Below are 12,416 nucleotides of genomic sequence, written 5' to 3' on the forward strand. Positions count from 1 at the left end.
TCCGCACGCTAACAGTCACTCTTGGCAAAACCGGTGCCCCGCCGGAACTTCACGCGCGCAGGTTGCGGTCCGTTCGGCCGGATCATTCGGATGGCGGCTTCAAGCACTCTGCGCGTGTTCTTCGAGCGCGGGCGGTTCACATGAACGAGTGGTGCGAGCAATGAAGTCAGGGATGATCGGCGGAGATTCGAGACGCTGAGTGTCCCGGGCCCGTTCGGCCGGAAAGGGCTTGTGCGGCCGGGCGTTCTCGAGTCCGGTCGGGTCGCCGACCGAGTCGGCAGCGCGAGCCATCCCCGACCGTCCACAAAGGACAGTACCGGCGATCGAAAGGCCGGCTCGGTTGCTTTTCGTGACGAGGGGGCGTGAGTGATAAGGACGGTTAGAACCGTCCTTATCACTCACGACCTCAACACGGAACCGTACATACATGCATCAATCGGATATTTCGCCAGGATTCACGGACCGACCGCATCCGGGGACCACTCGGCGAGCGCCCCCGGAAGGTGACCGCGTACCGGGGCGGACCGTTCCAGAAGCCGTCGTCGAACGGGGCCCGATGTCCGCGGACCCGGCCATGCGCGACTCGCACGCGAACACGCCCTGGTCCAGTTCGGCCAGCCGGTCCGCGATCGTCCTGTTCGCGGCCGACGAGAGCGACCCCGGCATCCTCGCCGCCTGGAAAGCCGAGGCCGAACGGGTCATGGCGGGGCACGGCCAGGTCCTGATCATCACTCCCGGCCATCTGCCGACGAGTCCCACGGACGGTGTCTTCGCCGACGTACGGAGCGAGGCGCACAACCGCTACGGCGTGCGCCGGCGGGAGAACCCGGACACAGCACCGCGAGTGCGGTCGGCGGCGCCGGCTGACGCCCCCGGTCGTCGTGGTGCGGCCGACCGCCCACTCCGTTGGGTAAGCCGACAATGGTCCGGTACTGCTGGAAATGTTCCCTGTCCGCAATCATGATGGGGTTTTGTACGCGTTTTACCAGCGCGTCCGGACGCCCAGGGAAATGGGCAAAGAAGGCCTTTCTTTTCGGACCGTCCAGCAGCGGCGGCGGTCATGTTTTGTGGTTCGAATGACCCCTGCGCTCGGTACCAGGCCCTCGTTGGCATCGGTCTGCGGCAGCGGGTTGCCGCAGACCGATCCGAAGGGAACGCAATGCGCCGTTTTTCGCGCCTTCTTGCGCCAGTCGCGGCGACAGTGCTGGTTTTTCTGTCGCAGATGTTCGCCACGAAAAATATCTCCGCTGCCGACTACACGAGTATCGATGCAGGGTCTGTCAGCATGGCCACATCGATGGACTGCCTGGGTGAACGGAAGTCCGTGGGTGACGCCTGGGTCACTCTCGACGGGGACCGAATCACCGTGCGAGACCACTGCGCCGACGGGAATCCGGTCATGGCACGGGTGCAGATGACGGTCAACGGCGCCACCCGGTATTGGATGTGCTACAACAACACCGGCGCCGGAACCACAAAAGTGTGCAACAACGATTGACCCGAAGGATTCGCCGGATTCAAGACCGTGATCTTCTTCGCCTGGGACGGTATCCGCGAATACAGAATAGGGACGCTGAGGCACTGGCGGGACGGATAAGCGGTCGACCATCGCCACAACGACACGTGCGGGCCGATGATACCGGGAAAACTTCATGTTCCGCACCGTTAACCCTCCTGACTGCGAACGTGTGGCGCCCCGGTCGAGTGACTCCCGGGACACCACTCTCAGCTCGAGTTCCATCTGGGCCTGACCGTCGCCGACGTCTCGGCCGTATCCGATCCCATGGAGGCAGGCGGGCAATGCTCCCACGCCTGCGCAAACGGTGGCACCGCCGGTGTAGATGTGCTTGTAGTTCGAAGTTCGGGCACGGCGAACTCGCTCCTCCCGTCGAATGAGCGGCAGTTTCCCCTTTACGACTTCCCCTGGCGCCCATCACGTCCGTAGCGTCGTGCACTGGCTGATTCGCCGCATTCAAGGAGAAAGGGAACGTCGTTGAGAAGATTGATGGTCGCACTACTCGGCGCGGCACTGGCATTGGGCAGCACTCTCCTGGCCGCCCCCTCGGCGCAGGCCGCGACGGCACGGAACGGCGTCTGCGAGGACGGCGAGTTCTGCTTGTACTACAACAGCAATCAGCAGGGGTCGGTCAGCGATTTCGACGCGTCGGTCGGTAACTACGGCACGGGTTCCGACTGCTATCACTTCCTCGGCGCGGGTGCGGGGAAGGGCCTGTGCGTGAAGAACAACGCGGCCTCGGTGTGGAACCGGAGGGACGCGGTGGTCACCGTGTTCTTCAAGGGTGGCTGGACCGGCCCGATCGACTCGTTCACGCACGGCGCCAAAGGCAACTTGACCTCGACGTACAACGACAACGTCGGGCACCTGCTCGGCCTGGTGGGGAACGACTGGCTGGAAACCGGGCTGTACCACAGCGACTCCGGCCGCATCACCTCCTATTTCGACGGCTACGTGAACACGTCGGGCAGGCACGAGGGGATCGACTTCGCGCGCGGCTTCGGCGTTCCCTTGTACTCTATGACCCAGGGCTCCGTGATCAGGAAGACCGAGGGCAGCAACGGCAGCGGCGGCCTGTCCACGTTGGCGATCTACAACCGGGATCAGGATTTCACGATCATCTACCTGCATCTCAACCCGTCGAACGGGCTCGCGGTCGGTGAGTTCGTCAGCCGCGGCCGGCAGATCGGCACCGAGGAGTATCGCGGCGCCAGCGCCACGCACACGCATGTCGAGTACCGGCCGGGCAGGCACGAGAGCGCGTCGGACAGCACCGGCGACCCGGTTCTCGACAACCCGAGCCCGTCACTGTTCTGGCGGAACCACGGCTACAACATCTGCTGCGGATAAACGTCGTCAAGCCCGCTCTGCTCGCCCGAGCCGAGCGGGCGCCCGACGTCCTGACGTCGAACCGGCACTTCTTCGCGGAAGTTTCCGGTTGTCCGCGCCCTGCCGCTTTCCGACCATGATGCGGCATCGGTGACGCGAGTCGCTGAGCGAACGCGGAGGACGCCAGTGACTCAAGGTGTTCACACCATCCTGCCCGGCAGGCAAGCGACCGTGCCGTACGCGCTGGAGGCGACGATCCCGGCGGATGAGAGCCCGGCCCGCTTCGGCAAGTTGCTGCGAAGCCACCGGCACAGTCTCGGCACGACCCAGCGGCTTCTCGCCGCCCGCTCCACCGTCAGCGTCCGAGCGATCAGAGACCTCGAGCACGGCCGGGTCGGCAGGCCCCGCCGCGACACGGTCCGGCTCATCGCGGCCGGGCTCGGCCTGTCCGGCCAGGCTCGCGCCGAATTCGAACGAGCAGCGGTTTCGTATCGACCGACCACCCACCGCAAGAGGAGACCCGTATGAAGCATCCGTTGAGAGCGGCGATGGCCGCCACGCTCGCCGCTCTCGTCGCCTTCGCCCTCGGCGCCGTGCCCGCCGGTGCCGACGTGACTCCGCAGGCCGACGACCTGCCACCACTCGCGATCGAGGACTTCAACTACCCGCAGGCCGCACAAATCCAGGCGGAGCGCGGGTTTCTGCTCAAACGCGGCGACGGCCACATCGTGCTGCTCGCCACCTGCCCTGCCGACACGACGGATCCGGATCTGCTGCGGATCGCCGAGCGGGGCCAGCCCGGCTCCGGTTACGTGTGCTTCCGCGTCTCCGGGAAGACCGGGCACCTGACCGTCGAGATGCCGTCCGTTTACGGCGTGAGCACCGGGAACTTCACCAGCGACGTCGTGCTGACTCCCGACGACGGGGCGACGAAGAAGACGTACAAGGTGCCGCCGAACAGCTACGCGGGCGTCGGCGAGACCGACCCGGAGGGCACCGGCGGCGAGTACATGCTCCTGGAAATCAAGGTTTCCCGTTGACCGGCCCCCGCTTCCAGCACCGTGTGAGGAACTCAGTCATGACAAGACCCGTCCGGGCCCGTTCGAGAAGGCTGGCCCTGTTGTCCGGCTTGGCCCTTGCCGCCACCGCGGTGACGTCCGCCCCCGCGGCGGCCGTCGTCGGAGGCAACTCCGACCACGCTTTCGTCGTGCGGCTGGACATCGGCGGCGGCACCCGCGCCTGCACGGGCGCGCTGGTCGCGCCTGGCTGGGTGCTCACGGCCGCGAGCTGCTTCGCGGCCACCCCCGGCACGAGCCTCCCGCCGTCGGGCACACCTCCCCAGCCCGTCACCGCGACCATCGGCCGCCCCGATCTCACGACCACCGCCGGCGTGGTGCGGACGGTGCTCCGGCTGGTGCCGCACGAGTCACGGGACCTGATGATGGCCCAGCTCAACCTTTCCGTCCCGGGCGTCACGCCGGTCGCGGTCAGCTCGGCCGTACCGACGGCAGGCGAGCAGCTGACACTCCCGGCCTACGGCCGGACCGCCACCGAGTGGGCGCCGCTGCGCCAGCACGCGGGCACCTTCACGGTCGACGCGGTCACCGGTGGGAACCTCGCGCTCACCGGGCAGAACGGCGCCGCCGTCTGCGCCGGTGACACCGGCGGTCCCGCGTTGCGCACCACTGCCTCCGGCGTCGAGGTGGCCGCGGTGAACAGCCGCTCCTGGCAAGGCGGCTGTTTCGGCACGCCGTCGACCGAGACCCGGACCGGGGCCGTCGACACCCGCGTCGACGACGTGCGGCCGTGGATCGCGAACGTCGCACTGGGCGTCCACTGGACCGACGCGGCCACGGTCTCCGGCGACAACCAGACCGACTCGGCGGTCGCGACCTCGCGCAACGGCGCGATGACCGCGGTGGTCTGGGAGGACGACCGGCTGGGCACCAATCCCGCCGACACCGTCGGCACCAACGTCTACCTGCGGCTGTACCAGAACGGACAGCCCAAGTTCACCCGCGCGGTCACCTCGGCCGGAGCGGCGAACTGGAAGCACATCCAGCCGGACGTCGCGGTCCGTGACGACGGCACGACCATCGTCACCTACGCGGACGACCACGACGGCAACGGGTACTACGACATCAAGGTGAAGACGTTCGACTCCACCGCACGCGAGACCGGCGCGGCCACGGTCAACGCGAACGCGGCCGGACAGCAGCAGAACCCCCGGATCGCCGCCGACCCGGACGGCACGGGCTTCGCCATCGCCTTCGAAACCTGGAACGGTGCCCCGAAACAGGTGCGCCTGGCGTTCTATTCCGCCATCACCCTCAAGAAGTGGGAACAGATCATCAGCCCCGGCGCCGGTCCCAGCCAGAACCCCGACGTGGCGATGGGCGCGAACGGGAACGCGGTCGTGGTCTGGGAAATGGACACCGGCAGCGGCGCGTTCGCCATCCGCATCCGCGGGTTCGCCCCGGACGGCTCGGAGGCACTGGGATACCGCGCCCCCGGCGGCACCGGGGATCAGCGGGACGCGAGCGTCGCCGCCGACTTCGCGGGCAACTTCGTCGTCGGCTGGCAGAACGACAACGCGGGCACCAGGCAGGTCGCGGTCCGGTCGTACACCGCGGCGGGCGCCGGGGGCGCCGTCAACTACGGCCCGAACGGGGCGGAACCGAAGGTCGGCATCGACGGCCAGCGGCGCGCCGTCGTCGCCTGGCGGTACGGCGGCGACGTGTACGTGCGAGGCGTCAACGCGGACGGCACCACCACCGGCAGGTTGCCGACGCTGCGGACCACCCCCGTGGCCAACTCCAGTCCCGACGTCGAGCCCGCGGTGGCCGTCGATCCGGTCGGCGCGATCACGCTGACCCACACCAAGACGGTCAACACGGCCGGGTTCAACCAAATCCAGTACGGCACCGGCTTGAGCAATTTCAGCTGGTAAGCCCCTGCCTCCGCTCTGAAGCAAGCTCCGCTCTGGAAAGGAAATCCGTGATGTCCTCGAACGAATGGTCCAGACGCCAAGCGCTTCACGCGCTAGGTGGTGCCGCCGCCCTGACCGTATTGCCTGCCGGGCTCTCACTCGCCACGGCACCTCCGGCACTCGCCGCCGCCGACCCGACGGCGACGGGGCTGCCGGACACCATCCGGGGGCGGGCCGTGTGGCAGTACAAAATCGGCGGCAAGGCGGTGCGCCGCGAGGCGATGGCCGCGCTGGCCGGTTCCGACGCGGACATCACGGATTTCCTGAACAACCGGCTCCAGCCGGCCATCCACGAAGACAACCAGTTCGCCCTGTTCGCCGCGCTGCCCTTCGCGGGCCGCGCGGCCACCAGCGCGATCGGCAACGCCCTGGACGGCGGCGGCGCCGCGATGTCGGGCTTCATGCAGGACGGCTACGCCGCCGCGGTCACCGAGGACAAGCGGGTCGAGGTACTGACCATCAAGAACACGGGTGGGACCTCGGTGCAGCGGGCGGCCACCGAAGCGCTGAACACCAACACCCTCGCCGCGTTCACCGCGTTCATCGACGACGGCCAGTACCCGGCCCACGACGAGGACAACCGGGTCCTTGTCTTCAAAATGCTCGCCACGGCTTCACCGCAGGTGAAGCTCTACGCCCAGCGGGCACTCGACTCCGGTACCCCGGGAGCGATCAACTGGTTCCTGCGCACCGGCCAGTACATCGCGCGTGCCCGCGACGAAGAGGCCGCCACCATCGAGCAGCTGGTCGGGATCGTCGAGCGGGAAGGCCGGATCGCGCAACGGTGCACCGACCAGGCCGTTGCCCTGTCCAACGCCGCGAAAGAGGCGGCGCTCAAAGCGAAACAGGCCGCACTCGCCGCACTGGCCGAGGCCCGCGCCGCGCAGAACGACGTGCGCCGCTCGGCGAAGGCGGCCAACGCCGCCGCCCGCGCGGCGAAGGGCGCGGCCTCCTGCGCGGCCACCGCGATCAGCGCGTCCCGTGCCGCACAGCAAGCCGCGCGCCGCGCCGCTTACGCCTCCCAGGCCGCCGCGCACGCCACGGCCGCGGCGGGCCGGGCGGCCGCTCGCGCGTACAACGCCGCCATCTCCGCGTCCCAGAACGCGAGCGCCGCGGCAGCCGCACGGCAGGCCGCCGTCACCGCCCGCAACGCCGCCGGCCAGGCGCGTAACGCCGCGCGCGCCGCCGAGCAGGCACGAATCGCCAGCTGGAGCGCGGTCTCGGCCGGTACCTCGGCCGCGGCCGCCGCGACCGACGCGGCATCGGCGGCGAACGCGTCGGCCGACGCCGCGGCGGCCGCCGGGGTGGCACAGGCCGAGGCCGCGGAAGCCCGTCAAGCCGCTGCCGTGGCCAACGCCGCGGCGGCGCGCGCCAACCGTGCGGCGGCCGCCGCGCGAGCGTTCGCCAACCAGGCCTCATCGGCGGCCGCCGCCGCGCGCGACGCCGCGAACAGCGCGGCCGACCACGCGGACGCCGCGGCGGACGCCGCGGAGGAGGCCGCCGACCACGCCGGTCAGGCGATCGACTACGCCAACAGGTCGACGGCCGCCGCCCAGCGCGCCGTCGCGGCCGCCACCCTGGCCATGGACACGGTCAATCAGGCACGAGCCGTCGAGCAGGCGGCCAGGGACGCCGAGACCGCCTCGCTGGCCGAGGAGACCGAACTCGGCGTGGAACTCGCCCAGCGGGACGCACGGGCCGAGGCGGACGGGCGAGCCAGAATCGCCCGGCAGCAAACGCAGAGCGCACTGACCGACGAAGCGACCCGCACCTTGATCGCAAGCGCCGAAACCGCGTTGCGGGAGGGCGACACCGGCCGAGCGGTCACACTGGGACGGCAGGCCGCGCTCAAACTGATCACCAACGGTGTCACCAGGAGCTGGACGAGATCGGCGGCGGAATTCGCCGTCGCGGGCGGCGACGAGGACGTGCTCGCCTGGCTCCGCGCCGACCGGGTGCTGTCACAGCGCCAGGACGACAGCGAATCCGTCGCCGCCGTCGCCGCTGTGGCGACCGTCGCGGTCGCCGACGCCGCCACCCGGGCACTGCAGAACGACGATCCCGCCGCGGTCACCGAATTCCTCACGACCGGCGCCATCGGGGCCGCGGCGGAGGACAACAGGGTGGCGATCTTCGACATCCTCGCCGGCAATCCCGGGACGGCGACGCGCACCGCCGCGCAGGCGGCACTGGACGACGGATCGGCCGCGGCGTTGCACCACTTCCTCAAGGTGGCCATCGTCGACGCGGCCGCCGAGGACGACCAGGTCGAGGCTTATCGGCTGCTCAACGAGGGCGGCCCGTACACGAAGGCGGCGGCGCAGATCGCGCTCGCGGGCACCACCAACATGCGCCACAACTTCGTCGTCGGCACCCAGTTCGACACCATTCAGCTCGACCAGGACCGGGCCGCCCACGTCGCCGCGATCCGGGCGGCCATCGCGCACGCGGCCAGGATCGCGTCGAACGCGCTGGCGGACGCGGCGCTGGCGTCCAAGGCCGCGGCGGAGGCGAGGAAGGCCGCCGCCGAAGCGGTCACCTGGGCGAACCGGGCGGCCGGGTACGCGGCGGACGCCCAGCGGTCCGCCACTGAAGCCGCGAACAACGCCGCGGCCGCCGAGCAGTCCGCCGCGGACGCCCGGCGCTCCGCCGAGCAGGCGGCGGCCGCGGCGGCCGTCGCGAACCGGGCACGGCGGGCGGCGAACTACTCGATGTTGCGCGCCATCGACTCCGCCGACCGGGCGGTCGGGTACGCCGGCAGCGCCCAGGTCTCGGCGAACAATGCCCGCGCATCCGCACTCCAGGCAGGCCAGGACGCTGCCACGGCGGCGGAAGCGGCGAGCCGGGCACGGTTCATCGCCACCGAGGCCGCGAAAGCCGAGGCCGCGCTCGCCGCGCAGCGGGCATGGATGAAGGCCCGGGAACACAAGGACGCCGGCAGTGACCTCTGCACCGACGATCCCCACGCGCGCGGCGACTGCTCGATCTTCGCCGTGTGGCCGTTCGAATCCTGGAACAGCAGGGACATCGCCGCACTCATGTCCCGCTATTACAACGGACTTTCCGACATAACCGGCTTGATCGACGGCATCATCGCGGTCGCCACGTTCGGCATGAGCAGGAAGCCCTGGCAGTTGTACGTCGTCAGCGGCGCACTCAAGATCATGTCCATCAATGCCGGATATCTCGCAGCAGGCACGTCCGGCTACGCGTACGGCTGGGAAAGCAAGGAGTTCCACACGGCCCTCGGCAAGGCGATGGTGAACCACGGCCTCACCCTGATCGGATCGATCGAGATCTACGGCCGCAGCCTCCGGGTCGGCACGTCGCCCATCGGGAAGAATTTGCTCGAGCACCGTTACGAAGAGATCGGCGCTTGGGGGGATCACAAGGTGGAGGACGCCATCGGCTGGGTGCACAGGCTCTTCGACTGACCTGGCCTGACCGCGGCCTGGTAGACCACCTCACGCCGGGCGAGCAGGCGCCACCGGGACTCAAGTTGATCTTGAATGCCTCGGGTTGGTCGCGAGTGGCGATCACCACGGTAGTGAAGGCCTCCTTACCAACCCTCAGGGTAGGCAAGGAGGCCTTCACGGACCGGGCCTGGGATCAACCGCAGCCGGAATCCACATAGGTACCCAAGAAACCGTTCGGGTTCTGACCTGAATCGCCACTCACGACCCACGCCACCTTTGCATCACCCCTCCGAAGGGGACTTTCCCATCAGCGTCATGCGATGTGGGGAAAGCTCCCTTCACCGCATGAGACGAGGGGAAGGACCCCTTCAGCCCCGACTACCTCACCCTAAAATCAGGCATATCGCCATCAACCGGACATTCCATCTGGCGGAAGTGTCTCCTGTGGACAGTCAGGCGGGATGCATCTCAGCTCCGCCGACGTCCCCTCATGGTGTTCCGGTGTGGACTGAGCGTGAGCAGGATCCGGCGTTTTCGACCAATTTCGATCAAAATCGTCGGCGAACCACGGCTTTTCGTCGTCGCACCCGCTCTAACATCCGCAAAATGGACCGTCGTCCGAGTTCGTTGCTGGGTGAGTCGAGGCGGGAAGCCGGGCTCACCCAGGAGGAGTTGGCGGAACGCACCGGGCTGACGGTGCGCAGCATCAGCAACATCGAGCGCGGCCGGGTCGCCCGGCCGCGGCGCCATTCGGTGGAGGCGCTTGCGGTGGGGCTGGGTCTCCAGGGCGAGCAAGCGAGCCGGTTCGTGCGGCACTACTGCCCGGACGCGGTGTCGGCCCCGAGAACGCCGGTCGCTTCGGTGCCCGCGCAACTGCCCTCTGGTATCACGTCGTTCATCGGGCGGCAGCGGGAGATAGACGCGCTCGACGCCCTCCTCGGCGAGGGGGACGGCGGGGGTGTCGTCGTGGCGGTACTGGAGGGTATGGCCGGGGTCGGCAAGACCTCCTTGGCCGTGCAGTGGGCGCAGCGGGTCAAACAGGACTTCCCCGACGGGCAGTTGTTCGCGAACCTGCGTGGGTACGGGCCGGGGGCGCCCGCCGACCCGGGCGAGGTGCTGCGGTCGTTCCTGCGGGCGCTCGGCGTGCCCGTGGCGGACGTGCCCGCCGACCTCGACGACCGGGCCGCGTCGCTGCGCAGTGTGCTGGCAGGCCGCTCGGTCCTCATCGTGCTGGACAACGCCCGCTCGGCGGACCAGGTCCGGCCGCTGCTGCCGGGCCACGCGGGCTGCGCGGTGGTGGTGACGAGCCGCGCGGCACTGCACGGGCTGACGATCAGCGCCGACGCGCACCGGGTGCCGGTGCCGCTGCTGACCGACCAGGAGTCGTTCTCCCTGCTCGACCGGTTGGCGGGCAACGGACGGAGGTTCGCCGACCGCACCGCGCTCGCCGACATGGTGTCGGGGTGCGGCGGCCTGCCCCTCGCCTTGCGCATCGTCGGTGAGCGGCTCGCGCACAACCGGAACCTGGCGAACGTGGCGTCCTCGATGCGTTCGGCCGGGGACCGGCTCGCCGCACTGACCACCGAAGAGAAGACGACCTCACTGCCCTCCGTGCTGTCCTGGTCCTACGACGCGCTACCCGGCGACGTGGCCTCGGCCCTGCGTCTGCTCGGACTCCATCCCGGCCCGCACTGGGATATCGCCGCGGCGGCGGCGCTGCTGGGCACGGATCCGCCGGAGACCGGCAGGCTCCTCGACGCGCTCGTCGACAGCCACCTGCTGCTCGCGCACCGCGCGGACGGACGGTTCGAATTCCACGACCTGGTCCGCGACTACGCGCGCGGCCGCGCCGACGAGGAACCGGCGCAGCGGCGGTCGGCGGCCCAGCGCCGCCTCGCCGAGCACTGTGTGGCCGGGGCGGCCGACGCGGCCGGGTCGCTGACGGCGGGCGACCCCAACCGAAGACCGCTGCTCACCCCGATCGCCGAGAACATCAGGTTCACCGGCGCCGACGACGCGGCGACCTGGCTGGCGGCGGAACTGCCCACCTTGATCGCCATCGCGGAACAGTCGTCGGCCACCGGCGACACCTACGCCCGCGACCTCTCGACCGTGCTGTGGCAGGCGTTGCGGGTGCACGGTCACTACGGCGCCCTGCGCACACTGCACCGTCTCGCGCTCGCCGAGGCACAGCGGGCGGGCGACGCCATCGGCATCCAGCAGGCGCTCGTCGATCTGGCCGCGATCTGCGCCAGGCTCGGCCATTTCGACGAGGCGGTGACGCACCTGACCCGCTGCCTCGACGTCGACGGGAGCCCGGTCGTCACCGGCCGCGCGCTGAACACCCTCGGCACCGTGTACGCGCAGCTGGGCCGGTACGCCGACGCGGCAGATCACCTGAGCAAGGCGGTCACGGTTTCCCAGGAGACCGGCGACCGCCTCAACGAAGGACGCTCGCTGTCCAACCTCGGCTTCGTCCACGAACGCCGGGGCGAACTGGTCGCCGCTCTCGACTGCTATCGGCAGTGCCTGACCAATGCCCAAAGCATCGGTGACCGGCTGAGCGAGGCGATCTCGCTGCACAATCTCGGGGACGTGTACCGCGCGCTGGGCCGGTGGGCGGAAGCCCACGACCACCTCGACCGATCGCTGACGGTCAGCAGGGCCGAAGGTCACCGGGAGGCCGAAGGGTACGCACTGGCCTATCTCGGGCTGGTGCATCTCCGGCAGGGCGACGCGGCAGCGGCCCGCCTGCATCAGGAAGCGGCGCTCGACATCGCGATGACAACCGGCATCCGGCCGCTGGAGACCCTCGTGCACAACGGGCTCGCGGACAGCGCGCTGGCGTGCGGCGACCGGTCGGCCGCGCTGGCGCACTACACACGGGCCGCCGAACTCGCCCGGCTCACCCGCGAACCGCACGAGGAGGCCCGCGCGCTGACCGGTATCGCCGCGACCCACGACGACGTAGGGGCTCCGGACAAGGCCAGGCCGTACCGCGAACGCGCGCGGTCGCTTTACGACGCGATGGGCATCGCGATGGTGGCTTCGTGACCGGAACTTGCCGTCCGCATTGTTCCGGTCGGAATTCCTGGACCGGGCGCCGAACCGGAAGTTCAATCTGCCGAGGCCTGTGAAGTCCGGCCGGGTCACGAGGGGGTTCAGC

At 69.4% G+C, this 12,416-nt stretch carries 8 protein-coding genes; all 8 read left to right on the plus strand.

Going from position 1 to position 12,416, the window contains the following annotated elements; all coding sequences use genetic code 11:
• Positions 1-556: 556 nt before the first annotated feature.
• The 8 genes from AC069H_RS18545 (at position 557) to AC069H_RS18580 (ending at position 12,304) form a co-directional block, all read left to right on the plus strand.
• Positions 557-964 carry a hypothetical protein gene (locus tag AC069H_RS18545; protein WP_478233132.1) on the plus strand — a complete coding sequence of 136 codons (408 nt, stop codon included), beginning with the start codon at positions 557-559 and terminating at the stop codon, positions 962-964.
• 195 nt (positions 965-1,159) lie between these two features.
• A complete protein-coding gene (locus tag AC069H_RS18550; RefSeq protein ID WP_478233133.1) occupies positions 1,160-1,498 on the plus strand; it encodes a hypothetical protein in 339 nt (112 codons plus the stop codon).
• A gap of 507 nt (positions 1,499-2,005) precedes the next feature.
• Entirely contained in the window at positions 2,006-2,866 is an 861-nt protein-coding gene (locus AC069H_RS18555; protein WP_478233134.1) for a peptidase inhibitor family I36 protein, read from the plus strand.
• A gap of 165 nt (positions 2,867-3,031) precedes the next feature.
• A complete protein-coding gene (locus tag AC069H_RS18560) occupies positions 3,032-3,373 on the plus strand; it encodes a helix-turn-helix domain-containing protein (protein ID WP_478228051.1) in 342 nt (113 codons plus the stop codon).
• Positions 3,370-3,885: a hypothetical protein gene (locus AC069H_RS18565; RefSeq protein WP_478233135.1), complete on the plus strand. Its 516-nt coding sequence runs from the start codon at positions 3,370-3,372 to the stop codon at positions 3,883-3,885. The genes AC069H_RS18560 and AC069H_RS18565 overlap by 4 nt, the downstream gene beginning before the upstream one ends.
• A gap of 38 nt (positions 3,886-3,923) precedes the next feature.
• Positions 3,924-5,795, plus strand: coding sequence for a S1 family peptidase (locus AC069H_RS18570; protein ID WP_478233136.1), 1,872 nt, complete (start codon positions 3,924-3,926; stop codon positions 5,793-5,795).
• 50 nt (positions 5,796-5,845) lie between these two features.
• Complete coding sequence (locus tag AC069H_RS18575; RefSeq protein ID WP_478233137.1) at positions 5,846-9,268, plus strand: ALF repeat-containing protein; 3,423 nt, start codon at positions 5,846-5,848, stop codon at positions 9,266-9,268.
• 588 nt (positions 9,269-9,856) lie between these two features.
• Positions 9,857-12,304 (plus strand): ATP-binding protein, encoded by a 2,448-nt coding sequence (locus AC069H_RS18580; RefSeq protein WP_478233138.1) that lies wholly within the window; start codon positions 9,857-9,859, stop codon positions 12,302-12,304.
• Positions 12,305-12,416 lie beyond the last annotated feature (112 nt).

Source organism: Amycolatopsis sp. NPDC043887 (genome assembly GCF_056435665.1).